18 protein-coding genes and 3 pseudogenes are annotated in these 24,377 nt (G+C 72.6%); 15 read left to right on the forward strand and 6 right to left on the reverse strand.

Going from position 1 to position 24,377, the window contains the following annotated elements:
* Positions 1-202 precede the first annotated feature (202 nt).
* From K7787_RS14485 to K7787_RS14500, 4 genes are all read left to right on the forward strand, one after another.
* Positions 203-1,249: a bile acid:sodium symporter family protein gene (locus tag K7787_RS14485; protein WP_164390764.1), complete on the forward strand. Its 1,047-nt coding sequence runs from the start codon at positions 203-205 to the stop codon at positions 1,247-1,249.
* A gap of 204 nt (positions 1,250-1,453) precedes the next feature.
* A complete protein-coding gene (locus tag K7787_RS14490) occupies positions 1,454-2,437 on the forward strand; it encodes a Dyp-type peroxidase (protein ID WP_009192433.1) in 984 nt (327 codons plus the stop codon).
* A 3-nt stretch (positions 2,438-2,440) separates the two neighbouring features.
* The gene (locus K7787_RS14495) at positions 2,441-3,259 is read left to right on the forward strand and encodes a family 1 encapsulin nanocompartment shell protein (RefSeq protein ID WP_043262148.1); all 819 of its coding nucleotides are present in this window, start codon (positions 2,441-2,443) and stop codon (positions 3,257-3,259) included.
* A gap of 199 nt (positions 3,260-3,458) precedes the next feature.
* Complete coding sequence (locus K7787_RS14500; RefSeq protein ID WP_203622199.1) at positions 3,459-4,853, forward strand: purine-cytosine permease family protein; 1,395 nt, start codon at positions 3,459-3,461, stop codon at positions 4,851-4,853.
* Here K7787_RS14500 and K7787_RS14505 read toward each other — a convergent pair.
* Positions 4,843-6,114 carry an MFS transporter gene (locus K7787_RS14505; RefSeq protein WP_223001629.1) on the reverse strand — a complete coding sequence of 424 codons (1,272 nt, stop codon included), beginning with the start codon at positions 6,112-6,114 and terminating at the stop codon, positions 4,843-4,845. The two genes, K7787_RS14500 and K7787_RS14505, sit on opposite strands and share 11 nt — an antisense overlap.
* Before the next feature lie 375 nt (positions 6,115-6,489).
* Between K7787_RS14505 and K7787_RS32440 the strand changes: the two are divergent.
* The 5 genes and pseudogenes from K7787_RS32440 to K7787_RS14530 all read left to right on the forward strand — a co-directional run.
* Positions 6,490-6,642: pseudogene (locus K7787_RS32440) on the forward strand (proline racemase family protein); the annotation flags it as partial.
* Positions 6,643-6,693: 51 nt separating this feature from the next.
* Positions 6,694-7,152 (forward strand): annotated as a pseudogene (locus tag K7787_RS14515) (GntR family transcriptional regulator); the annotation flags it as partial.
* Between the two features lie 178 nt (positions 7,153-7,330).
* On the forward strand, positions 7,331-8,236 hold the full coding sequence (locus tag K7787_RS14520; RefSeq protein ID WP_009192439.1) for a LysR family transcriptional regulator: 906 nt from the start codon (positions 7,331-7,333) through the stop codon (positions 8,234-8,236).
* 131 nt (positions 8,237-8,367) lie between these two features.
* Positions 8,368-8,931, forward strand: a complete 564-nt coding sequence (locus K7787_RS14525) for a cysteine dioxygenase family protein (protein ID WP_223001630.1) — start codon at positions 8,368-8,370, stop codon at positions 8,929-8,931.
* The gene (locus K7787_RS14530; protein WP_308036354.1) at positions 8,928-10,058 is read left to right on the forward strand and encodes a YeiH family protein; all 1,131 of its coding nucleotides are present in this window, start codon (positions 8,928-8,930) and stop codon (positions 10,056-10,058) included. The genes K7787_RS14525 and K7787_RS14530 overlap by 4 nt, the downstream gene beginning before the upstream one ends.
* Before the next feature lie 27 nt (positions 10,059-10,085).
* Here K7787_RS14530 and K7787_RS14535 read toward each other — a convergent pair whose 3' ends face one another.
* The 4 genes from K7787_RS14535 to K7787_RS14550 form a co-directional block, all read right to left on the reverse strand.
* Entirely contained in the window at positions 10,086-10,535 is a 450-nt protein-coding gene (locus tag K7787_RS14535) for a 2-thiouracil desulfurase family protein (RefSeq protein ID WP_439946101.1), read from the reverse strand.
* Positions 10,536-10,655: 120 nt separating this feature from the next.
* Positions 10,656-11,189 carry a P-loop NTPase family protein gene (locus K7787_RS14540; RefSeq protein WP_223001676.1) on the reverse strand — a complete coding sequence of 178 codons (534 nt, stop codon included), beginning with the start codon at positions 11,187-11,189 and terminating at the stop codon, positions 10,656-10,658.
* Between the two features lie 145 nt (positions 11,190-11,334).
* A complete protein-coding gene (gene gap / locus K7787_RS14545) occupies positions 11,335-12,333 on the reverse strand; it encodes a type I glyceraldehyde-3-phosphate dehydrogenase (protein WP_009192444.1) in 999 nt (332 codons plus the stop codon).
* 157 nt (positions 12,334-12,490) lie between these two features.
* Complete coding sequence (locus K7787_RS14550; protein WP_009192445.1) at positions 12,491-13,447, reverse strand: GlxA family transcriptional regulator; 957 nt, start codon at positions 13,445-13,447, stop codon at positions 12,491-12,493.
* Between the two features lie 293 nt (positions 13,448-13,740).
* Here K7787_RS14550 and K7787_RS14555 point away from each other — a divergent pair, with 293 nt between their 5' ends.
* Positions 13,741-15,897, forward strand: a complete 2,157-nt coding sequence (locus K7787_RS14555; protein WP_223001631.1) for a cellulose binding domain-containing protein — start codon at positions 13,741-13,743, stop codon at positions 15,895-15,897.
* 50 nt (positions 15,898-15,947) lie between these two features.
* Here K7787_RS14555 and K7787_RS14560 read toward each other — a convergent pair whose 3' ends face one another.
* Complete coding sequence (locus K7787_RS14560; protein WP_223001632.1) at positions 15,948-17,780, reverse strand: glycoside hydrolase family 2 protein; 1,833 nt, start codon at positions 17,778-17,780, stop codon at positions 15,948-15,950.
* Positions 17,781-17,994: 214 nt separating this feature from the next.
* Here K7787_RS14560 and K7787_RS14565 point away from each other — a divergent pair, with 214 nt between their 5' ends.
* The 5 genes and pseudogenes from K7787_RS14565 to K7787_RS14585 all read left to right on the forward strand — a co-directional run bounded on the left by K7787_RS14565 (position 17,995) and on the right by K7787_RS14585 (position 24,338).
* Complete coding sequence (locus tag K7787_RS14565; RefSeq protein ID WP_308036355.1) at positions 17,995-19,035, forward strand: LacI family DNA-binding transcriptional regulator; 1,041 nt, start codon at positions 17,995-17,997, stop codon at positions 19,033-19,035.
* A 204-nt stretch (positions 19,036-19,239) separates the two neighbouring features.
* Positions 19,240-20,583, forward strand: a complete 1,344-nt coding sequence (locus tag K7787_RS14570; protein WP_247720885.1) for an extracellular solute-binding protein — start codon at positions 19,240-19,242, stop codon at positions 20,581-20,583.
* A 12-nt stretch (positions 20,584-20,595) separates the two neighbouring features.
* Positions 20,596-21,543 carry a carbohydrate ABC transporter permease gene (locus K7787_RS14575; protein WP_009192450.1) on the forward strand — a complete coding sequence of 316 codons (948 nt, stop codon included), beginning with the start codon at positions 20,596-20,598 and terminating at the stop codon, positions 21,541-21,543.
* A gap of 16 nt (positions 21,544-21,559) precedes the next feature.
* The gene (locus tag K7787_RS14580; RefSeq protein ID WP_009192451.1) at positions 21,560-22,435 is read left to right on the forward strand and encodes a carbohydrate ABC transporter permease; all 876 of its coding nucleotides are present in this window, start codon (positions 21,560-21,562) and stop codon (positions 22,433-22,435) included.
* Between the two features lie 327 nt (positions 22,436-22,762).
* Positions 22,763-24,338 (forward strand): annotated as a pseudogene (locus tag K7787_RS14585) (sodium:solute symporter).
* Positions 24,339-24,377: the final 39 nt, after the last annotated feature.

Raw genomic sequence — 24,377 nt, forward strand, 5'->3', positions numbered from 1 at the left:
GATCTGGCGGTCGGCCCAGTAGCGCACGCGCGTGCCGGTGCGGGACTTGGGGATCTTCTTGACGGGGACCGGTCCGGCCCGCGCAGGCCGGTGCGACCGGTCCACGGCGGGCGGTTCTCGGGCAGCGGCTCCGGTGCGGGCCGCTGCCCGGATCCCGAGACGGGATTGCCGCCCGCCGTTACATGGTATTTACATGCATCTTATGCGCAGCTCCGAGACCCCCACCTCTTCCGGCGCCCCCACGGACGCCGACGGCCCCGCCCCCACCCGCGGCCCCGCGGACGCCGGCCACCCCGCGAACGCGGGCGGCCCCGCTCCGGCCGACCGTGCCGCGCGCCGGGCCGTCACCGTCTTCCCCGTCCTCGTCCTCGCGGCCGGGCTCGTCGGACTCCTGTTCCCGGACACGTTCAGCGGCTACGGGACGGACGTGCCGTACCTCCTCGGCCTGGTGATGTTCTGCATGGGACTCACCATGTCCCTGGACGACTTCAAGGGCGTGGCCCGCCGGCCCTGGGTGGTGCTGCTCGGCCTCGTCGCCCACTACGTCATCATGCCGGGGCTCGGCTGGCTGGTGGCCCACCTGCTGCACCTGTCCCCCGCCCTCGCGGCCGGCGTCATCCTCGTCGGCTGCGCCCCCAGCGGCACCGCCTCCAACGTGGTCACCTATCTCGCCCGGGGCGACGTGGCCCTGTCCGTCTCGGTCGCCACCGTCTCGACCGTCCTCGCGCCGTTGCTGACCCCGCCGCTGACGCTGCTGCTCGCGGGCCAGTACCTGCCCGTCGACGCCGGGTCGATGGTGACCGACATCCTCAAGACCGTGCTGCTGCCGGTGATCGCGGGGCTCGTGGTGCGTCTGGTGGCCGGGCGGTACGTCGGCCGGGTGCTCGGCGCGATGCCGTGGCTGTCCTCGCTGGCGATCGCCGCGATCGTCGCCGTGGTCGTCGCGGGCAGCGCGCACGCCCTGAAGTCCGCCGCCCTCACCGTGCTGCTGGCCGTCGTGATCCACAACGGCTGCGGGCTGGCCCTCGGCTACGGCTGCGGACGGCTCGCCCGGCTCGGGCGGCCCGCGTCCCGTGCGATGGCCTTCGAGGTGGGCATGCAGAACTCCGGGCTCGCCGCCTCGCTCGCCACCGCGCACTTCAGCCCGCTGGCGGCCCTGCCCGCCGCCGTGTTCTCCGTGTGGCACAACATCTCCGGCGCGGTCGTCGCCGCGTGGATGGCGCGGCGCACACCGGCCGACCGGGGGTGAGACCTGGCTCGACACCTGGGGCAAGGCCTGTATCGGGGCCAGGTTCGAACCGGGCCGCGACCTGGTTGAAGCGGGCCGCGGCGGGAAACCCGGTGCGGGACGCGCGGAGGCGTCCGGCTGTACGCCGGTCCGCGCGTCCCCTGCGGGTGCGGCGCACAACCGCCGCACCCCCGGAAGCCGCCGCACCCCCTAGGAGGCAGGTCCGTGGTCGAGCCGCAACCAGTGATCGCCCCGCCGGCCAGGTCCGCGCTGTTCCTCGTGTGCACCATCGCCTCCGGCGGCGAGTCCGTCGTACGGGATCTGCTCCCGGACCTGGCCGGGCTGAAGCGCTCGGTGGGGTTCCGGGCCCCGGAGGCGCAGCTCACCTGTGTCACCTCCATCGGCTCCACCGCGTGGGACCGGCTCTTCGCCGGGCCGCGCCCCCGCGACCTGCATCCCTTCGTGCCGCTGACCGGCGCCCGGCACCACGCCCCGGCCACCCCGGGCGACCTTCTGTTCCATCTGCGGTCCCGGCGCATGGACCTGTGCTTCGAGCTGGCGCAGCTGATCGGCGAGCGGCTGCGCGGAGCGGCCACCGTCGTGGACGAGGTGCACGGCTTCAAGTCCTTCGACGAACGCGATCTGCTGGGCTTCGTGGACGGCACCGAGAACCCGGAGGGCGCCCTCGCGGACGAGTCGGTGTTCGTCGGCGCCGAGGACCCGGACTTCGCGGGCGGCAGTTACGTCATCGTCCAGAAGTACCTGCACGACATCACCGCCTGGAAGGCGCTGTCGGTGGAGGAGCAGGAGAGGATCATCGGCCGGACCAAGCCGGACAACATCGAGCTGCCGGACGACGTCAAACCCGTCGACTCGCACGTCGCGCTGAACACCGTCACCGACGAGAACGGCGACGAGCGCAAGATCGTACGGGACAACATGCCGTTCGGCCGGGTCGGCGACGGGGAGTTCGGCACGTATTTCATCGGGTACGCCCGTACGCCCGACGTGACGGAGCAGATGCTGCGGAACATGTTCCTCGGCGACCGTCCGGGTGTGCACGACCGGATCCTCGACTTCTCCACCGCGGTCACCGGCTGTCTCTTCCACGCGCCGAGCGCCGATTTCCTCGACGACCCGCCGGCCGCGCCCAAGGGCGCCGTGGCGCTGGAGGGTTCTCTGGGGATCGGCGGTCTCAAAGGAGCCTGACCCATGTCCACGCCCACGCCCTTGGCACCGAGCAACCTGCACCGCGAACTCGCCCCGATCACCGCGCCGGCCTGGGCGCAGATCGAGGACGAGGCTCGCCGTACCTTCCAGCGCAACGTCGGCGGCCGGCGCGCCGTGGACGTGACCGGACCCGACGGCCCCGAGCTGGCGGCGGTGGGCACCGGCCACCTCACCGGCATCGAGGCCCCGGCCCACGGGGTGACCGCACGGCTGCGCCAGGCGCGGCCGCTGGTCGAGCTGCGGGCGCCGTTCCGGGTCACCCGCGACGCCGTGGACGATGTCGAGCGCGGCGCGCAGGACTCCGACTGGCAGCCGGTGAAGGACGCCGTGCGCACCATGGCGTTCGCCGAGGACCGGATCGTCTTCGAGGGGTATCCGGCGGCCGGTGTCGACGGGCTGCGCGAGCGCACGTCCCATCCGGTCGTCGCGCTTCCCGAGCAGCCGCGGGAGTACCCGGACGCGGTCAGCCGGGCGCTGACGACGCTGCGGCTGGCGGGGGTCGACGGGCCGTACGCGCTGCTGCTGGGCGCCGACGCGTACACGGCGGTGAGCGAGACGTCCGACCACGGCTATCCCGTCGCGGCACACCTGGGGCGGCTGCTGGACGCGCCGCCCGTCTGGGCGCCCGCGCTGGACGGCGCGTTCCTGCTGTCCACCCGGGGCGGCGACTTCGAGCTGCGCCTCGGCGAGGATCTCGCGATCGGCTACACCGCGCACGACGCGTCCGGGATCGAGCTGTACTTCCGGCAGACGCTGACGTTCCTGGTGTACACGGACGAGGCGGTCGTGGCGCTGCGGTGAGCGCGGGCCGCGCGCTCACGCGCTGGGTGAGACGCCTGCCGCGCCGATTCGCCGGAGGGTATTGCTTTTCATTCAACTAAGAGGAACCCTGCATAACTATATGCAGCGGTGAGTGTGCGCCGTCCAGTGCCTCGAACCGCATCCGACCCGTCGGCCCCGGCCGACGCGCAGCAGGACGGAGCAGCTTGTGGCGCAGGCCATGGTCGAACGGCGGTCCATCGACGTCATCCCCGACGAGGAGCGCCACGGCACGGCGTTCTCGCAATTCACCCTCTGGCTCGGAGCCAACCTCCAGATCACCACGGTCGTCACCGGCGCCCTCGCGGTGGTGTTCGGCGGCGACGTGGTCTGGTCGGTGACCGCGCTGCTGCTCGGCAATCTGGTCGGCGGCGCCGTCATGGCGCTGCACTCGGCGCAGGGTCCCCGGCTCGGCCTGCCGCAGATGATCTCCTCGCGGGCGCAGTTCGGGGTGCGCGGTGCGGTGGTGCCGCTGGTCCTGGTGGTCGTGATGTACGTCGGGTTCTTCGCCAGCGGCTCGGTGCTCGCCGGTCAGGCGGTGGGCAAGCTGACGCATCTCGGGCCGGTGCCGGGCATCGTGCTGTTCGCCCTGGTCACCGGGGTGATGGCGACCGTGGGCTACCGCGTGATCCACGCCCTGGGGCGGGTGGCGAGCGTGGTGTGCGCGCTCGCCTTCGTCTATCTGGGGATACGGCTGCTGGACCATGTGGACCTCGCGGACATGGCGCACCGGCACCACTTCTCGCTGCCGATGTTCCTGCTGGCCATGTCCCTGTCGGCGTCCTGGCAGCTGGCGTTCGGGCCCTACGTCGCCGACTACTCCCGCTATCTGCCGCGCACCACCTCCGCCCGCGCCACCTTCGGCTGGACGCTGGCCGGCACGGTGCTGGGCGCGCAGTGGTCGATGACCTTCGGCGTGCTGGTGGCGGCCACCGCCGGGGCGGCCTTCGTGGACGACCAGGTCGGCTATGTGGTGGGCCTCGGCGGGACGGGGCTGATCGCCTCGTTCCTGTACTTCGTGATCGCGCTGGGCAAACTGACGGTGAACGTGCTCAACACCTACGGCGGGTTCATGTCCATCGTGACCAGCGTGAGCGGCTTCCGCGGTCAGCGTGTGCTGTCCCGGCGGGCCCGTAGCGCGTACATCGCGGGCATCATGACCGCGGGCACGCTGGTGGCGCTCGCCGGGCGGAACTCCTTCCTGGACTCCTTCGCCGACTTCCTGCTGTTCCTGCTGACCTTCTTCACCCCGTGGTCGGCGATCAACCTGGTGGACTACTACCTGATCTCCCGGGAGCGCTACGACCTGGCCGCGCTGAGCGACCCCGACGGCCGTTACGGCGGCTGGCGTTGGACCGCGCTGCTGGTCTACGGGATCGGCGTCGCCGTGCAGCTCCCGTTCCTGGCCACCAGCTTCTACACCGGTCCGCTGGTCGAGCCGCTGGGCGGCGCCGACATTTCCTGGATCGTCGGCCTGGTCGTACCGGCGGTGCTCTACGGCGTCCTGGGCGCCCGGCGGGCGGGGCGGGTGACGCGGGACGCGGGAGCGGCGGGGAGGGCGAGGGTCAACTCGTGATCTTGGAACGGTCGTTCCCGATGACGCGGTCGACGGGTTCGACGCGGTCGACGCGGTGGACGTCCGGGACGCAGAGGTTGAGGACGGCCGTGACGACGATCAGCGCGGCGCAGGCCAGGAGCACGGCCCGGGTGTCCCAGACGTGCGCCGCGAGGGCGGTGACGAGGTAGCCGAGGGGGATGGCCAGCCGCTCCCCGATGCCGTTCAGCGCGCCCATGCGGCCCTGTTCGGCGGTGGGCACGTGCTGCTGGAACGCGGTGCTCCAGGCGACGATCGAGATGTCGAGCCCGACGCCCGCGAGCACCGCGGCCGCCAGGACGGCGGGCAGCGGCAACCCCCAGCCCATCGCGGTCAGCGGCAGCGCCAGCGCGCCACTGGCGACGACGGCGCAGGCGAGCAGCCGGCGGGGTTTCCAGCGCAGACACACCAGCGTCCCGGCCAGCAGACCGCAGGCCAGGGCCGCCTGGATCAGCCCCCAGTCGCGGGCCCCGGCGTAGTGCTCGGCGGCGTCGACGGGGCCGAGCAGCTGGAACCCGGCCAGCCAGGCGGCGACGAGCACGGTCCCGGCGGCCGTGTAGGTCCACAGCCAGGTGCGCGACCAGAAGGCGGTCCAGCCCGCCCGCAGGTCGGCGAGGACGCCGGCGGGCGCGGCGACCGGCGCGTCCAGGCGCAGTCCGAGGAGCAGGACGGCGGCGACGGCGAACGTGACCGCGTCCCAAGCCAGGGCCCAGGCGGCCCCGCCGGCGGCGACGACGAGTCCGCCGGCGACCGGCCCCAGCACCTTGACCGCGTTGGTCGGCAGCCGCAGCAGCGCGTTGGCCCGTTGCAGGTGTTCCACGGGGACGATCTGGGCGAGGGCGCCCTGGGCGGCGGGCCCGGTGAAGGAGGCCGCCGTCCCGGAGGCGAGGCCGCACAGGGCGATCGACGCCGTCGTCGCCTGCCCGGTGGCCACGGTGACCGCGAGCACGCCCTGCGCGGCGGCCGCCAGCAGATTGCCGAGGAACAGGATGCGGCTGCGCGGGAGACGGTCCGCGAAGACGCCGCCCGCCAGCAGGAACACGATCGTCGGGACGGTGTTCATGGCGAGCACCAGCCCGAGGGAGCCGGCGCCTCCGCCCTGTTCGATGACGGAGTAGGCCAGCGCGAGCGGGGCCATCGCGGACCCGGTCGCGGAGACGAGATTGGCCGACATGAACCGCCGGAAGGCCACCGTCCGCAGCGGCGTACGGGGGGTCGGCGGTGACTCGGCGGCGGTTTTCATGATCTCCCTCGGCTCGGCGCAGCGAGCACCATAACCGCCGCCCGCCGGTCCGTGGCGCGCGCCGGGGGACGGCACGCGCATGTGGCCGAAAGCAGGGCCGGATGGCCGGAAGAGGCCCAGGACATGCCGGTCATGCCCGCTCATGTCCGCATCCGCGGACGGCCGGCCGCGCACACGTCCAGGTGACGCCGGTCGTGGCCGCATCCGGGTGCGGCGCCCTCGGCCGCGACAGAGACATGTGACATCGCACAGAGCGTGGTCGAGGCCTTCGACGCCGTCGTCGTGGGCGCCCGAGCCGTCGGCTCCGCGTGCGCGTACTACGCCGGCAGGGCCGGGCTCTCCGTGGCGGTCGTCGACCGCGCCTCCCCGGCCGGCGGCACCACCGGGGCGGGCCGCCTGGTCGCGGAGCCCGGCGTCGCGGGGCGGCCGGCGGTGGTGCCCACGATCACCGGACGGGCGTGACTCACCGGCACCGCCCAGTTCTCCCTGGACCCCGCCGACCCGTTCCCCGAGGGCTTCCTGCTGTGACCGCCGTCCCGTGCGCGACGCCCGCCCTGGCGGCGGAGCTGGGTGTGTCGGGACGAGTTCACGGAGCTGCGCGCCCTGATCGAGGTCCCGACCGTGGGCCGGGTCGCCGCGACGGCGGGCGCCGAGCGGCTGGAGGCCCTGCGGCCGCCGGCCGAGCGGATCGTGACCGCGGCGCGGCAGGGCGACGTGCTCGGCTACCTGGAGGCGGATCACCGCTTCCATCTGGAGCTGCTGGGTCTGGCCGGCAACGACCGCCTGGTGGAGGTGGTGGCCGATCTGCGCAAGCGGTCGCGGCTGTACGGCCTCGGCAGTCTGAACGAGACGGGACGCCTGGTCGCCTCCGCCCGGGAACACGTCGAACTCCTCGACCTCATGGTGGCCGGGAACGCGCGGGCCGCCGAGGACTGCGTGCGCCGCCACCTCTCCCACATCCGCACCCTGTGGGCGAACGGCCACCAGGCCCCCGAGGACGACCAGCGGCCCGCCCTCCACCTGGACGGCCACCGCTGAGCCGAGGCGCCACCGCACAACTCCCCGGATCGGCAGGGGAATCCGCGTCCCCGGCTACAGGCTCCGCGTCCCCGGCTACAGGCTCCACTACGACGATTTTCGGCCCGTACCGGGCTGTTGACGCAAGAAGAGTCACCCGCTTCGGCCCGGACCCCAAATTCTGCTTATGATTCGACGCGTGTTCGATTCACGGCACATCAGGACCTTCCACGCGGTGGTGCAGGCCGGGACGTACTCCGGGGCCGCCACGGTGCTCGGCTATACGCAGCCGGCGGTGACCCAGCAGATGAAGGCGCTGGAACGGTCCGTGGGCAGCCCGCTGTTCATCCGGGCGGGCCGGCGGATGCGGCTGACGGAGGCCGGCGAGACGCTGGCCCGGCACGCGGAGGCCATCCTCGACAGTCTGTCCGTGGCCGAGGAGCAGGTCACGGCGATCACCCGGCTGCACAGCGGCCGGGTGCGGGTGTGCGCCTTCCCCAGCGCCAGCGCCACCCTCGTCCCCGAGGCCCTGGCCCTGCTCGCCGCCGACCACCCCGGGATACGGGTGAAGCTCCTGGAGGACGAGCCGCCCGACTCACTGCGCCAACTGGCGCGCGGCGAGTGCGACATCACGCTCGCCTTCACCTATCCCGGGCTGCGGGAGGCGGTGCCGGACGAGGTGGTGGAGGTCCCGCTGCTGGAGGACCAGCTCACGGTGCTGATGCCGGTCGGCCATCCGCAGGCCCGGCGTCGGGCGGTGCGGCTCGCCGACTTCACCGGCGAGCGCTGGATCGCCGGGTGCGCCCGCTGCCGTACCCATTTCCTGCACGAGTGCGCCGAGTTGGGGTTCGCGCCCGACATCGCCTTCACCACCGACGACGGTCTCGTCGTGCAGTCGCTGGTCGCCGAGGGCCTGGGCGTCGCCCTGATGCCGAGCCTCGTGCTGTCCTTCCTCCGGCTGGACCGGGTCGCCGGCCGCGCCCTGGAACCGGCCCTGCGCCGCCGGATCTCGGCGTACGTGCTGCGCGAGCATCTGCGCATCCCGGCCACCGCCCTGGTGATCGACACGTTCAAGGCGGTCGCCGCACGCCGCGTCGGCTGCTGATCCGGCTGATCCGCCCCGCGCGCCGACGACTACCGGGGCCGCCGCCTCACACGTATCCATAAGCAGCGCTTGGGCAGAGCCGAAGAAACCGTCGTTGGACGCCCAGGTCGCCGAGGTCCGACGCTGCCGTCATGACCACTTCCGAAGCCCGGACGCGCACGGCGGTGACCACTCGCCTGGACCGTCTCGTCCACGAGGTGAGAGAGACCGTCGCGCGCTGCCTGCCACCCGACCGCACCGCGCACCTGGTCGGCGAGCGCCTCGCGCCGCACCTCGGCGCCGCCGATCTGCTGACGGATCGTCAGTGCGAGGGCGACTCGGGCCACTACCGCCAGCACGTCCTGCACGCCGAGCCGGACGGCAGCTTCTCGATCGTCTCCCTGGTGTGGCTGCCCGGCCAGCGCACCACCGTCCACGACCACGTCTCCTGGTGCGTCACCGGGGTCCATACGGGCCGTGAGCACGAGCGCCGCTACGCGCTGGTCCCCGGCGACGACGGCCCCCGCCTCGTCGCCACCCGGGACGTCGTCAACGAGCAGGGCGAGGTGTGCGGCTTCGCACCGCCCGGCGACATCCACCGGGTCTGGAACGCGGGCGAGGACAAGGCGATCTCCCTGCACGTCTACGGCGCCGACATCACCCGCCTGGGCAGCAGCGTCCGCCGCGTCTACGAACCGCCGGCCGGCGAACGGTGACCGGCCGCGACACGGCGACCAAGGCGCGCACCCGGCCGGAACCCGCCGCCGCGGCGGCTCCCCGCGCGCCGGGGCGGCCTCCGGCGGCCGCCGTCCGCGACAAGCTGCCCGGCCTCGCGGTGGCCGCCGCCGGGGTCGCCCTCGCCTGGACGGCGCACCGGGTGCTGCCCGCGGTGCCCCTGCTCACCGCCGCGATCGTGCTCGGTGTCGCCGCCGCACACCTGCCGGGGCCGCGCGCCGTCGTGCGGGGCGTGGCGCGTCCCGGACTGTCCTTCGCCGGGAAACGTCTGATGCGGGCCGGTGTCGTGCTCCTCGGACTGAGCGTCGGTCTCGGCGACGTGCTCGGCCTGGGCTGGGAGACCGTGGCCATGGTGCTGGGCACCGTCGCCGCGACGTTCGCCGGGACGGTGTGGCTGGGCCGGCGGATGGGACTGCCCGGCGACCAGCCGCTGCTGATCGCGACCGGCTACGCCATCTGCGGCGCCTCCGCCATCGGCGCGATGAGCGAGGTGTCGGACAGCGAGGAGGAGGACGTGGCCACGGCGGTGGCGCTGGTGACGCTGTGCGGCACCCTCGCCATCGTCGTACTGCCGTTGCTGCACCGGCCGTTGGGGCTGGACGCCACGCAGTTCGGACGCTGGGTGGGAGCGGGTGTGCACGACGTGGGCCAGGTGGTGGCGACCGCGCAGACCGCCGGGCCGACCGCCCTGCGCGAGGCCGTCCTCGTCAAACTGATGCGGGTGGCGATGCTCGCGCCGCTGGTCGCGGCGGTCGGCCTGTCCCTGCGCCGACGCCGGACGGGCGGTTCCGGTACGGCACACACCGCGCCGGACGACGCCGCGCACACCTCACCGGCCGGTGCGCGGCGGGCCCCGATCGTCCCCCTGTTCGTCGTCGGCTTCCTCGCGATGACCGCGCTGCGCTCCACGGGCCTGCTCGCGCAGCCCGTCCTCACCGCCGCCCACCAGGCGCAGGAACTGCTGCTCGCCGCCGCCCTCGTGGGTCTGGGCAGCGCGGTCCATCTGCCGTCCCTGGTACGCGGCGGAGGCCGGGTCGCGGCACTCGGCCTGTGCTCGTGGCTGGTCATCGCGGGTGTGTCGTACGGCGGCGTCCTGCTGACGACGTGAGCGGGGCGCCCCGGCCGCCGTACGGTGTCACACCCCGGGGGCGGGCCGTACGGTGATGCCGTGCCGTTCCAGCAGGGCCGCCGTCACTCCGTCGCCGCGGGTCAGCGCGCCCGTGAACGAGCCGTCGTAGACCTCGCCCCGGCCGCACGAGGGGCTGCGGGGCATGAGCAGCGCCTCGGTGCACCCGGTGCGCCGGGCCGCCTCGAGCGCGCGCCGGGCGCCGGCCAGGAACTCCGCCGTCACATCGCGCCCGGTGTCGTCGACGACCCGCGCCGTGCCGTCCAGCACGTCCTGCCCGTCGCCGCCCACCAGTTCGGCGGGCCGGCGCGGTGTGGGAAGCCCGCCGGCGACCTCCGGGCAGAACGGGACGACCGTACGGCCGGCCACCGCTTCGGCCGACTCCGGCGTCACCTTGTGCCGCCCGTCGAACCGGCACGGCACCCCCCGCAGACACGCACTCACCAGCATCGCTTCCACACCCGCCAGCCTAGGGCCGCCACCGGCCCCCGGCGGCGGCCGGGCGGACACGGGGTCATGGGCGCGACGGCGGAGGCAGCGGAGCAGACGCCGACGGCCGGGGCAGCGGTGGGGGCGGTGTCAGCGGTCCAGGGGCGGGAGGTCCGCCAGGCCGGTCTCGCGCAGGATGCGGTCGACGGTGGCCGCGAGGCCGCTGTCGGCGCCGATGACGGTCTCGGCGCCGCCGGGCAGCAGGTCCAGCGACCGGTACCACTCCCGCAACTGCGTCTCGGTGACCACGTCGGCGATCGGCTTGGTCGCGTGCCGGACGAGCGTCTCCTCGAACGGCACGTGCAGGTAGTAGCCGTGGGTGTGACCGCGGTGGTCGGCCCGCAGCCGGGCCAGCATCTCGCCGTAGCGGTCCGCGCTGAGGATGCCCTCGACCACGACGTGGTACCCGGCGTCCAGGGCGTAGCGCGCGGTCAGTTCGATCAGGCCGATGTTGGCGGCACCGGGCCGGTCGTGTTCGCGCAGCACGACCCGCCGCAGATTGTCCTGCCCGACCAGGGCCAGTCCCCGCCCGAACCTCTCCCGCAGCCCCGCGGCGACGGACGACTTCCCCGAGGCGCTGTTGCCGCGCAGCACGATCAGCCGAGTGTGTCCGGCGCCCACCATCACGCGGGGAAGACTAGCGGCCGGGGCGCCGGAACCCTCGGGGAAGTCCCGAAAGGGTGACGGTTCCGGCGGCACCGGAGTGGGCGGCCCCGCGCCCGGGCGCAGCCGCCCTGTTCACCGCCGAGGGCCGGCGAAGGCTCTCGCGTCAGCGGCCGGCGAGGAGTTCCAGGGTGTCGATCACGCGGTTGGAGAAACCCCACTCGTTGTCGTACCAGGCGACCACCTTGACATGGCGGCCGTCGACGCGGGTGAGCGCCGAGTCGAAGATCGAGGAGGCCGGGTTGCCGGTGATGTCGGAGGACACCAGCGGGTCCTCCGAGTACTCGAGGACGCCGGCGAGCGGACCCTCGGCCGCGGCGCGGTACGCCTCCAGCACGTCCTCGCGCGTCACGTCGCGGGCGACGGTCGTGTTCAGCTCCACGATGGAGCCCACCGGCACCGGTACGCGGATCGAGTCGCCCGACAGCTTGCCGTCCAGGTTCGGCAGCACCAGGCCGATCGCCTTCGCGGCGCCCGTCGTCGTCGGCACGATGTTGACGCCGGCGGCGCGGGCGCGGCGGGCGTCGCGGTGCGGGCCGTCCTGGAGGTTCTGCTCCTGGGTGTAGGCGTGCACGGTGGTCATGAACCCGTGCTCGATGCCCGCGAGCCGGTCGAGCACCGCGGCCAGCGGCGCGAGCGCGTTGGTCGTGCACGAGGCGTTCGAGATCACCGTGTGCGCCTCGGGGTCGTAGGCGTCGGTGTTGACGCCGTACGCGAGCGTGACGTCGGCGCCGTCCGAGGGCGCGCTGACGAGGACCTTGCGCGCGCCCGCGTCGAGGTGGGCGCGGGCGGCCTTGGCGGCGGTGAAGCGGCCGGTGGCCTCCAGGGCGATGTCGACGCCGAGGTCGGCCCACGGCAGCCGCGCCGGCTCGCGCTCGGCGAGCACCTTGATCCGGCGGCCGTCCACGACGAGGGTGTCGCCGTCGACGGTCACCGGGCGACCGAGCCGGCCCGCCGTGCTGTCGAAGGCGAGCAGCCGGGCGAGGGCGGCGGGCTCGGTGAGGTCGTTGACGGCGACGATCTCCAGCTCGCTGTCGCGCTCCAGCAGCGCGCGCAGCACGTTGCGTCCGATGCGGCCGAATCCGTTGATGGCGATGCGGGTCATGAATGGTGTCCCTTCTGGCTGGTCACCTCCAAGATCCCGCGCCGCGCCGGTCCGGGACAGCGGCGCGAGTGCCACGGTCCGCAAGGATCTCGCCACTCACACCCGGAAGACCTCGCCCTGGCTCACACCCGCCGGGTCAAGCCGCGACGGCCGGTCCTCACTCCCCCCGCGCGAAGGTGCGCCGGTACTCGCTCGGTGTCGTCCCGAGGATGCGCTGGAAGTGCAGCCGCAGATTCGCGCCGGTGCCCAGACCGACGTCCGCCGCGATCTGCTCCACGCTCCGCTCGGACCGTTCCAGCAGCTCACGGGCGAGATCGATGCGGGCCCGCATGACCCACTGCATCGGCGTGTACCCGGTGTCCTCCACGAAGCGCCGCGAGAACGTGCGCGGCGACACCGCAGCGTGCCGGGCCAGCACGTCGAGGGTCAGCGGCTCGCCGAGCCGGTGCAGCGCCCACTCGCGGGTGGCGGCGAACCGTTCGCCGAGCGGTTCGGGCACGCTGCGCGGCACGTACTGCGCCTGGCCGCCGCTGCGGTAGGGCGCGGCGACGAGCCGCCGCGCCGCGTGGTTGGAGGCGGCCACCCCGAGGTCGCCGCGCAGGATGTGTAGGCACAGGTCGATGCCGGAGGCCGCGCCCGCCGAGGTCAGCACGCTGCCCTCGTCCACGAACAGGACGTTCTCGTCCACCTCCACCAGGGGGTGTTTCGCCGCGAGCGCCGCCGAGTAGTGCCAGTGGGTGGTGGCGCGTCTGCCGTCCAGCAGACCGGTGGCGGCCAGCGCGAACGCGCCCGTCGAGATCGCGGCGAGCCGCGCGCCGCGCGCGTGGGCCGCGAGCAGCGCCTCGACCACGGCCCGCGGCGGGTCGTCGCGGTCGGGGAACCGGTAGCCGGGGATGAACACGAGGTCCGCCCACTCCAGGGCGTCCGGCCCGTGGGCCACGTGGTACGACAGCCCGTCGCCGCCGGTCACCAGGCCGGGCGCGGGCCCGCACACCCGTACCTCGTACGGCATGCTCGCCCGCGTGGTGAACACCTGCGCGGGAATCCCCACGTCGAGCGGTTTCGCACCCTCCAGCACGAGAACGGCGACACGGCGGAGGGCGGGGGCGGACACGGGAACAGGGTACGCGGGCGCGGCGGCCCGCCTGGCCGGATAAGCCGGGGCCCGGCGGCCCGCCCGGCCCGGCAGGTCACGCGGACCTGGCCGCGCCCACGCCCGCGCCCACGCCGGACCAGCTCCTCCCCGCCCGCCTCCACAGCACACCCTCCCGCACGCTTATTGACAGCCACCCCGACAAGCCCCTAACAATATGGGAGCGCTCCCACACCTCACGCCGGCACGCACGCCCGGAGCGCCCGCACGCAGCACATCCCGCCGACCTCCCCGCGACGAAGGTGAGAACCGCCGTGCACGCTGCCGAACCGCACGTCCGCAGAACGACGGGCCGGCCGTCCCGGCCGCTGCTGCGCAGCCGGAGCCCGTTGCGCCGGGCCCTGGCCGCGGGGGCGCTGACCGCCGCCCTGCTGGCCACCGCCGGCCGGCTCCCCGCCGCCGCGGCGGACGCGACCGCCCTCGCCGGCGCCCCCGTCGCGAGCACCGCCGCCGACGACCCGGCCGCCGTGGACGTCACCGTCAACGCCGGCCAGGGCCTCGGCACCATCCCGGACACCGCGTACGGGCTCAACAGCGCCATCTGGGACGCGCACATGAACACCCCCGACACCCAGGACCTGGTCAAGGCCGCCGGCATCGGCATGCTGCGCTACCCGGGCGGCAGCTACGGCGACATCTACCACTGGCAGACGCACACCGCGCCCGGCGGCTACGTCGCCCCCGGCACCGACTTCGACTCCTTCATGGGCACCGTCCAGAAGGTGGGCGCCCAGCCCATCCTGATCGCGAACTACGGTTCGGGCACCCCCGAGGAGGCGGCCGGCTGGGTGCGGTACGCCAACGTCACCAAGAAGTACGGCGCGAAGTTCTGGGAGGTCGGCAACGAGCTGTACGGCAACGGGCATTACGGCTCCGGCTGGGAGACCGACGAGCACGCCGACCGCTCCCCCGCCGCCTACGCGCACGGCGTCCTCGACTACATCTCCGCGATGAAGGCGGTGGACCCGACGATCAAGGTCGGCGCGGTGCTCACCACGCCGGGCAACTGGCCGGACGGCGTCGTGGCGGACGGCGACGCGGCCGACTGGAACCACACCGTCATCCCGCTGGTCGCGGGCAAGGCCGACTTCGTGATCGTGCACTGGTACCCGGGCGGCTCGGACGCGGCCGGCATGCTCGACACGCCCGCGCAACTGGCGGGCGAACTCCAGCAGTTGCGTACGGAACTGGACGCGGCGGGCGCGGCGGACACTCCGATCGCACTGACCGAGACCAATTCCAACCTTCTGATGGACACGCAGCCCAACGCGCTGTTCGCCGCCGACACCTATCTCACCGCGCTCGCCAACGGGGTGTTCACGGTGGACTGGTGGGACACCCACAACGGGGTCGGCACGATCTCCACCGCCCCCGACGGGGCCACCGACTACGGCGACATGGGCCTGCTGTCCAGCGGAGGCTGCACCGGCTCGGTCTGCGAGCCGCCCGTCAACACGCCCTTCCCGCCCTACTACGGCATCCAGATGCTCAGCCACGCCGGCCGTCCCGGCGACCAGCTGGTCAACGCGGGCACGGACAGCGCGCTGGTGAGCGCACACGCCGTACGGCGGGCCGACGGGGATCTGAGCGTGCTGCTGATCAACAAGGACCCCTCGGCGGCGCACACCGCGCACCTGCGACTGAGCGGCTACACGGCGGACGGCTCGCCCGCCGACGTGGCGGTCTTCCGCGACCGGGCGTCGGCCGTCGAGACCGGCACCGGCGACGGCTCCTCGCAGCCGCTGCCGCCCTACTCGATCACCACCGTCACCCTGCATCCCAAGAGCGGCACCGCGTCCGCGCTGGGCGCGCCGCGGTCCCCGAAGGTCGCCTCCGTCACCGACACCACCGCGACCCTGTCGTGGACGCCGGCCACCGGCGGCACTCCGGTCCGCTACGAGGTGTACCGGCAGCAGGGCACCACCAGCGAGCTGCTGACCGGCACGAGCGCCACCTCGGCGACCGTGCGCAACCTGACCCCGGGCACCACGTACACGCTCAACGTGCTGGCCCGGGACGCCGACGGGCGGCTGTCACGCGCCTCGGACCCGGTCACGGTGCGCACCACCTCGCCCGCCGAGTCGACCTGCCAGGTGGCGTACCGGCTCACCGGCGGCTGGGGCAGCGGCTTCAACGCCGAGGTCACGGTCACCAACACCGGTCCGAACCCGATCGACGGCTGGACCCTCGCTTATTCCTTCCCGGACAGCGGTGTCTCGGTGACGGGGTACTGGAACGCGCAGGTGAGCCAGTCCGGCCGGAACGTGATCGCGACTCCGGTGTCGTACAACTCCGAGCTGGCCGCGCACGGCGGCAACTCGGTGTCGTTCGGCTTCACCGGGGCCAACTCGGGCGCGTATGCGGCGCCGACGGTGTTCACCCTCAACGGCACGGTGTGCACGACGACTTGAGTCGCTCGCGACGGGGCGGGGGCGTGCTGCCCCCGCCCCGTCGCGTCCGGTCAGTCCGCCGCCGTCGCGGCGGTCTCCTTCTCGCCGGTGACGATGCGGCGGATCGTCTCCAGCGGCAGTTTCGGCGAACCGTCCGGGAAGAGCAGGCCGTTGGTCTCCTGCGCGGTGTCCATGAACTGCGTGTAGCAGAAGCCCGCGACGACGGGGCTGGAGCGCAGCGCGGCGAACAGGTCCCCCAGCAGCGCCGCGTACTGGGTGTCGGAGCTGGTGCGGGTGTAGGAGAAGTCGTCCTCGTCGGCGCGCAGCGACAGTCCGCCGAACTCGGTGATCATCAGCGGGGCGTCGCCCGCGGCGTACCGCTCGGTCTGGCGCCGGGTGACCGCCAGCGCGCGTCCCTGCGGTCCCGGGCCGGCCAGCACCGTGTCGAAGGCGGCGGCGTCGCCGTAGCGGCGGGTGAGTTCGTCGGGGTCGCAGGAGTAGTCGTGCACGCCGAGGATGTCGCTGTCGGTGTGCTCCCAGCCCTCGTTGGACAGGACCGGGCGGGTGGGGTCGAGGGCGCGGGTGAGGTGGGCCAGGGCGAGGGAGTAGTGGCGCTGCGCGGGGTCGTGCGGGATGTCCGAGGCGCCCCAGCTCTCGTTGACGGGGACCCAGGTGACGATCGAGGGGTGGCTGCGGTCGCGGCGGACCAGCTCCAGCCACTCGCGGGTGAACAACTCCACGGCGTACGGGCCGAATTCGTAGGCGGCCGGGGCCTCGCCCCACACCAGCAGGCCGAGCCGGTCGGCCCAGTACAGGAAGCGGGGGTCCTCGGCCTTCTGGTGGACGCGCACGGCGTTGAAGCCCATGGCCTTGATCAGCTCCACCTCGCGGCGCAGCTCGTCGGTGCCGCTGTTGGCGAGCAGGGTGTCGGTGCGGTAGCCCTGGTTGAGCACCGAACGGACGTAGTAGGGGCGGTCGTTGAGCAGGAAGGCGCCGTCGCCGACGCCGGTGCTGCGCAGTCCGACGTAGCTGTCGACCGTGTCGAGGACGGTGCCGGCGCCAAGGTCGCGCACGGTGACGCGGGCGTCGATCAGGGTGGGCCGCTCGGGGCTCCACAGCAGGTCCTCGCGGTCGATGCCGTTGCGCAGCGCGGGGACGACGAGGTCGATGCGGCTGCGCGGGGTGCGGACGGTGGTGGTGCTCTCGGCGAGCACCTCGCCGTCGTGGGTCAGCACGATGTCGACCGCGAGTCCGGCGGCGGGGGCCTCGGCCAGGGTGATCTCGGCGAGGACGCCGCGCGCGGGGTCGGGTGTCCAGGCGAGGTCGGTGATGTGCTGGGCGGTGACCGTCTCGGTCCACACGGTCTGCCAGATGCCGGTGGTGCGCTCGTACCAGACGGCGTGCGGCCGGTCCTGCCAGTCCTGCTTGCCGCGCGGCTGCGCGAGGTCGGCGGGGTCGTCCTCGGCGCGGACGACGAGGACGTGCTCGTCTGCGCCGGGGCGCAGCGCGTCGGTGACGTCGGCGGTGAACGGGCTGTGCCCGCCGGTGTGTTCGGCGACGAGGCGGCCGTCCAGCCAGACCTTGGCCCGGTGGTCGACGGCCCCGAAGTGCACCAGGGCCCGGTGGCCGTCGCCCGCGCCGAGCAGGTCGTGCTGAATGCTGCGGCGGTACCAGACCACTGGGTGCGGGGCGGTCTCGCCGATCCCGGAGGCGGGGGCCTCGGGCGGGAACGGGACGGTGATCCGCCGGTCGAAGGCGTCGGCGGCGTCCTCGGCGTACCACGCCTCGCGTTCGCCGGCGCCGGTGTCGTCGTAGGCGAAGTCCCAGACGCCGTCGAGGCTGTGCCACCGCTCCCGGCGCAGGATCGGCCTCGGATACGTCCCGTCCTGCTCGCTCGCGCTCACGAGTCCTCCTTCTGCCGGCTCCGGTATGCCGGGAACACGGGGGCATGCCGGGTATCGGCGCTGATCGGCGTTTTCAGAATCGAAGCCCTGCCATCATGAGTGATCGTTTGCATCGATGCAAGGCCCGGCGGACGGTGTGAGGGAGGGCGCGGCCGACTGCCCGTGCCGCGCGTGCGGCAGACTCAGGGGGCCGACTCGACGGGAAGGAGCCCCAGTGGCCAGGGTGCGGATGCGGGATGTGGCCGAGCACGCCGGCGTCTCGGTGCGGACGGTGTCGAACGTGGTCAGCGGCTATCCGCATGTGAGTCCGGAGACCCGCGCCAAGGTGCAGCGCTCGCTGGACGAGCTTGGGTACCGGATGGACTACCTGGCGCGCGGCCTGCGTTCGGGGCGGACCGGGTTCATCGCGCTGGCGGTGCCGTTCCTCGCCGAACCGTACTTCGCGGAGCTGGCCCAGGCGGTCATCCGGGCGGCCGGCCGGCGCGGGATCACGGTGCTGGTGGAGGCGACGGCGGGCGACAGCGAGGTGGAGCGCCGCATCCTCGACGGCGGTCTGACCAATGTCGCCGACGGGGTGCTGCTGAGCGCGCTGACCGTGCCGGCCGCCGACGTGGGCGCCCGCACACCGGACTTCCCGCTGGTCATGCTGGGTGAGCACAGCGTCGGCAACCAGTTCCCGCGGGTCGGCATCGACAATGTCGCGGCGGCCCGCACGGCGGTGGAACACCTCGTGGAGCAGGGCTGCCGCCGGATCGTCGCGCTCGGGCGGAACGGCAGCGAGAACGGCCGCCAGCGCACCGAGGGCTACCAGCAGGCGATGGCGGCGGCCCGGGTGCGGCGGGTGAACTGGCTGGTGGTGCCGGTCGAGGACTGGACCAGGGAGCAGGGCTACGCGGCGGTGCGGGAACTGCTGGAGGGCGACGGCCCGCTCCCCGACGCGGTCTTCGCGTTCAACGACGCGCTGGCCGTCGGCGCGCTGCGGGCGCTGGACGCCTCCGGGGTGCGGGTGCCCGAGGACGTGGCGGTGGCCGGCATCGACGACATCCAGGAGGCGGCGTACACGCACCCGCCGCTCACCTCGGTCGCGCCCGACCTGGACGTGATCGCCGAGCGCGCGCTGGCCCTGCTGGAGGAGCAGACGGGCAGGTCCGGGGCGGCGCGGGAGGCCGGGGCGCCGGTCGCCGCGGTGCAGGAGGCGACGCCGTTCCGGCTGGTGGTGCGCGAGTCGTCGCGGTGGCGGTCGGCGGGGCGGTGAGGTGACGGCCGGCGGGGCGGTGCGGGGCGTTCGGCGTACGAGGGCGCCGCGGGACAGGGCGCGCGCACCCGTGGCCCCGCCCGCGGCGCACCCGTGCTGACGAGGGCTTCCGGCTTCTTCGAGGCAACCTATTGCATCGTTGCAAATCGTGTGCCAAGGTCTGCGCCATCGAGTTCACATCGAATTAACGAGGTGAATACCCCCATGAGCGGAGCGATGGCACGCCGTCGGTTTCTGGCCCTTGGCGGTGGTCTTGCCCTGACCGGAGGGCTCGCGGCGTGCTCCTCCCCGCTCGCGTCCGGTCTCACGGGCTCGCAGCCGAACACCGCGGACGTCATCTTCTGGAACCTGTTCACCGGCGGTGACGGGGCCAACATGGTGCTGATGGAGGACGCCTTCCGCAAGGCCAACCCCGGCACGACGGTCGAGGCGACCATCCTGGGCTGGGGCAACCCGTACTACACGAAACTGGCGCTGGCCACGGCGAGCGGCACGCCCCCGGACGTCGGCATCACCCACCTGTCCCGGCTGCCGCTGCTGGCCGCCTCCGGACTGCTGGAGCCGATCGAGCGGACCGGGGCGAGCGAGCTGGGCGTGACCGAGGACCGGTTCACCCCCGCGGCCTGGAAGAAGGCCACCGTGGACGGCACCGTGTACGCGGTCCCCCTGGACACCCACCCCTTCGTCCTCTACTACAACGTGGACCTGGCCGAGAAGGCCGGGCTCCTCGACGCGGCCGGCGACGGGCTGGTCCCGCTCAAGGGCAAGGAGGACTTCCTCGCCGCCGTGAAGGCGATGAAGGAGACGGCCGGCGCGCAGTACGGGGCGGTCATGTCCATCACCGCGGACCCCTCCACGGCGTGGCGCTACTTCAGCATGATCTACTCCGGCCTGGCCGGGCCGGTCGTCACGGACTCCGGGACGAGGATCGACCTCGACGACGAGGCGGTCCAGGAGACCGTGTCCTTCATGCAGAGCCTCACCGCCGGCGGCCTGATGCCGAAGAACCTCACCGGTTCCGGAGCGAACGCCCTGTTCAGCACGGGCAAGGCCGGCTTCCTCTTCGACGGCGAGTGGCAGATCCCCTCCTACCGGCTGGTCAAGGGCCTGCGCTTCAACGTGGTGCCGTTCCCGGCGCTCCTCGGCCCACAACCGGTGGCGTACGCCGACTCGCACGCGCTGGTCGTCCCACGCAGCGGCAGGCGCTCGGACGCCCGCACCCGCACCGCGGCCGAATTCATCAAGAGCCTCCTCGACCACAGCGCCGTATGGGCCGAGGGCGGGCACATCCCCGCCTGGCTGCCCACCCAGCGCAGCAAGGCGTTCCTCGACCAGTCGCCGCAGCGCAACTACGTCCAGGCGGCCTTCGACGCGCAGTACGACCCCGTGGCCTGGTACACCGGCGCGGGCTCGGACTTCCAGAGCGTCGTCGGCGGAACGATCATCGAGGCCCTCGCCGGGCGGGTCTCGCCGAAGGGCATGGCCGCGCGCATGCGCTCCGATCTCAAGCGGTACACCACGGCCCGACCGCCGGTCACGATGAAGTAGGAGGCAGTCACCATGACGACCGTCGTCTCGACGCGACCGGCACCCGCGGCGTCCACAGCGGCCCCGCCGGCCGACCGGCCGCCCCGCTCCGAACGCCGGGCCGGTGCGCTGCTCACCGCCCCCTTCCTCGTGATCTACCTGCTGTTCCTGATCGGCCCGCTGCTCGTGGGCGTGGTGCTGAGCTTCTTCAACACCACCACCGTCAAGAGCGGTCTCGGCGACTTCGTCGGCCTGGCCAACTACCGCGAGGTGGTCACCGACTCCCTGTTCTGGGACGCCATGTGGCACTCGGTGGTCTTCACCCTGCTGACCACGCCCCCGCTGGTGATCCTCGCCCTGGTCGTCGCCATCCTCGCCGCCCGGATGCGGCGCGGCCGGGTCTTCTACCGGATCGCCTTCTTCGCGCCGTACGTCGTGCCGTCGTCCGTGGTCGCGCTGATCTTCCTGTGGATGTACACCCCGCAGATCGGACTCCTGCCGAAGCTGTTCGGCGCGGTGGGGCTGCCGGTGCCCGACTTCATCGGCAGCACCTCCGGCGGCTGGACCGCGGTGACGCTGATGACCCTGTGGTGGACGTTCGGCTTCAACTTCGTCCTCTACACGGCCGCCATCCAGGACGTCCCGCCGGACGTGTACGAGGCGGCGGCCATCGACGGGGCCAGCCCCTGGCAGCAGATCCGGCACATCACCGTGCCCCTGCTCGGCCGCACGACCAGTCTGGTCCTGATCCTCCAGATCCTGGCCTCCCTCAAGGTCTTCGACCAGATCTACCTGCTCCTGGCCGGCGGCCCGAACCAGTCCACCCGCCCGGTCATCGAATACATCTACGACACCGGCTTCACCTCGTACCGGGGTGGCTACGGCGCCGCCGCCACCATGGTCTATTTCGTCGTCATCGTCGCGGTATCGGCGGCCTGGTACGGACTGCGGCGCCGACGCGCCGGCAGCACCGCGGTCTGAGCGGAGGACCTGACCCATGACCACCATCACCACCGAGCCCACACCCATCGCGCGGCGCAGCGCACCGGCCGTGAACGGCGCGAAGCTCTTCAACCGCCTCTGCGCCGTGTGTCTGACCCTGTTCGCCCTGATCTGGCTGGTGCCGTTCGTCTGGGCGCTGATCACCTCGCTGCGCTCGGACGGCTCGATCACCCAGAACCCGACCTCGCCGTTCGCCGGCGGCTGGTCCCTGCACGCCTACTCCTACGCGTGGGACAACTATCCGATCGGCACCTGGTACCTCAACAGCCTGGTCATCTCCACCCTCGCCGTGGTGTTCACGGTGGCGTTCTGCTCGATGGCGGGCTTCGCGCTGGCCTTCCTGCGCTACCGCGGCCGGGCCGTGGTCATGGCGCTGATCGCGGCGGGGCTGATGCTGCCGAGCGAGGCGCTGGTGCTGCCGCAGTTCATCGAGTACCGCTCCTTCCATCTGCTCGGCACCTTCTGGGCACTGATCCTTCCCTCGGTCGCGGCGCCCGTCTCGGTCTTCGTCTTCCAGGCGTTCTTCCGCGGCATCCCGACGCCGTTGATCGAGGCGGCGCGCATCGACGGGGCGAGCTGGTGGCGGGTGTACGCGACGGTGTGCATGCCGATCTGCCGGCCGGCCCTGTCCACGGTCGCGATCCTCACGTTCATCACGTCGTGGAACTCCTTCCTGTGGCCCCTGCTGGTCCTCAACCAGACCAAGTCCCAGACGATCCCGGTCGGCCTGGCCTCCCTGGTGAACAACACCAACATCCAGTACGCCGAGGTCATGGCCTCCTCCGTCCTCGGCTTCCTCCCCCTGATCGCGGTCTTCCTGGTCTTCCAGCGGCAGATCGTGCAGGGGATCGCCACGACGGGGATCAAGTGAGGGCGTCCCACACCTGAGGCGCCCGCCGGAGCCACCCGGCACTCCGCCCCTCGGCCCCGTCGCCCTGCGTGACGGGGCCGCCTGTCGGGAGGTGGGCGGGGTGAGCCGCCTGTGGGGAGGCGGGTGCGGTGGGCCGCCTGTGGGGAGGCGGGGCCGGGTGGTCGCGGCTCGGGCGGTGAGTGCGGGTGTTGCTCATTGACAAGGCGTGCGGGGCGTTTCGATACTTGACGCCTCGTCAGGAAACGATCGTCACCATCGCGCCCTGGGCGTACCCCCGTCGACCGCGCCTCGCGTCGCGGGGCGCCTTCCGCTGAGGAGCGAGTGCCCGTGCGCCACTTCGATCTCGTAGTGATCATCGTCTACCTCGTCGCGATCGCCTGGCTGGGCCTGCGGCTGTCCGGGCGGCAGCGATCGGCGACGGAGTACTTCGTCGGCGAGGGCAAGATGCCCTGGTGGACCGTGTGCTTCTCGGTGGTGGCCACGGAGACCAGCGTCCTCACCGTGATCAGCGTCCCCGGCGGCGCCTACGGCGACCAGGCCTTCGGCAACGTCGAACTCGCCCTCGGCTACGTCATCGGCCGCGTCGTCGTCGCCACGCTGCTCATCCCGCTCTACAAACGGGGCGGTTTCGTCAGCGCCTACGCGTATCTCGGGGACCGTTTCGGGCCGCGGCTGCAAGGGCTGGCCTCCGTCACCTTCGTGGTCACCCGGCTGCTCGCGGAGGGCGTCCGCCTGTTCGCCTCCGCCATCCCGATCAAGCTGCTGCTGGACGAGCTGGGCGTCGGCGCCGACTACCGGACGATCATCGTCGCGATCACCGCCGTCACCGTGCTCTACACCTATCTCGGCGGCATCAAGGCGGTCATCTGGACCGACGCCGTGCAGATGCTGCTCTACCTCGGCGGCGCCGTCCTCGCGATCGCGGTGCTGTCCGGGCACGTCGGGACGCAGGGTTTCGGGGACGCGCTGCACAGCGGCCATCTCCGGGTCTTCGACACGGACTTCTCCCTCAGCCACGTCCTCACCAACTCCTTCGCCCTGCCGACGGCGATCCTCGGCGGCGCCGTCTTCGCCATGGCCAGCCACGGCTCCGACCAGCTGATCGTCCAGCGCATCCTGTCCACCCGCTCGCTGCGCGACAGCCAAAAGGCGATGATCGGCTCGGGTCTTCATCACCGTCCAGTTCGCGGCGTTCTCCCTGGTCGGCGCGCTGCTGTGGGCGTACAACGACGGGCGGAGCTTCACCGGCCTCGGGCTGCACAGCTCCGACGACCTCTACCCCGACTTCATCCTGCACGGTCTGCCCGTCGGCGTCTCGGGCCTGCTGGTGGCCGGCATCCTGGGCGCGGCGATGGGCTCGCTGTCCTCCGCGCTGAACTCGATGTCCAACTCGACCGTCTCCGACCTGCTCCGCACCCTCCTCAGGCGCGTCCCCACCGAGGAGACGATGCTGCGGCTGGCGCGAGCGACGACGCTGGTGTGGGCGGTGCTGATGGCGGTCTTCGCCTGCGCCTTCAGCACCAGCACGGGCAATGTCTACCTCACCGGCCTGACCATCGCCGGCTACACCTACGGGGCGCTGCTCGGCGCGTTCCTGCTCGGCCGTCTCGTCCAGCGGGCCAACGAGGCGGACTCCCTGGTGGCGTTCGTGGTGACGGTGGCGGTGATGACGTATGTCGTACGCGGTGTGAAGATCGACACCGAGGTCGCGGGCACGACGGTGGCCGCCGGGATCGCCGCGCAGTGGCTCGTGCCGATCGGCGTCGTCCTGACGCTGGCCGTGGGCGGCACGATGAGCCTCCTCCACCGGCCGCCGACAGCCACCGTAGCCACCGACGTCGACGACGGCGACGAACCCGGAGCGACCGAAGGGACCGAGCCGCAGAGCGCCCCGTCCCGCTGAACCGCCCCGGCCCGACCAAGCCCTCCCCCGGGAGACAGC

This window comes from Streptomyces sennicomposti (genome assembly GCF_019890635.1).
Taxonomy (GTDB): Bacteria; Actinomycetota; Actinomycetes; order Streptomycetales; family Streptomycetaceae; genus Streptomyces; species Streptomyces sennicomposti.

Coding starts and splice junctions, on each gene's coding strand:
- gap (WP_009192444.1), bottom strand. CDS start 12,333: ATGACCCGCATCGCCATCAACGGATTCGGCCGCATCGGACGCAACGTG.
- K7787_RS14500 (WP_203622199.1), top strand. CDS start 3,459: ATGGTCGAACGGCGGTCCATCGACGTCATCCCCGACGAGGAGCGCCAC.
- K7787_RS14505 (WP_223001629.1), bottom strand. CDS start 6,114: ATGAAAACCGCCGCCGAGTCACCGCCGACCCCCCGTACGCCGCTGCGG.
- K7787_RS14570 (WP_247720885.1), top strand. CDS start 19,240: ATGAGCGGAGCGATGGCACGCCGTCGGTTTCTGGCCCTTGGCGGTGGT.
- K7787_RS14495 (WP_043262148.1), top strand. CDS start 2,441: ATGTCCACGCCCACGCCCTTGGCACCGAGCAACCTGCACCGCGAACTC.
- K7787_RS14485 (WP_164390764.1), top strand. CDS start 203: ATGCGCAGCTCCGAGACCCCCACCTCTTCCGGCGCCCCCACGGACGCC.
- K7787_RS14575 (WP_009192450.1), top strand. CDS start 20,596: ATGACGACCGTCGTCTCGACGCGACCGGCACCCGCGGCGTCCACAGCG.
- K7787_RS14540 (WP_223001676.1), bottom strand. CDS start 11,189: ATGGTGGGCGCCGGACACACTCGGCTGATCGTGCTGCGCGGCAACAGC.
- K7787_RS14580 (WP_009192451.1), top strand. CDS start 21,560: ATGACCACCATCACCACCGAGCCCACACCCATCGCGCGGCGCAGCGCA.
- K7787_RS14525 (WP_223001630.1), top strand. CDS start 8,368: ATGACCACTTCCGAAGCCCGGACGCGCACGGCGGTGACCACTCGCCTG.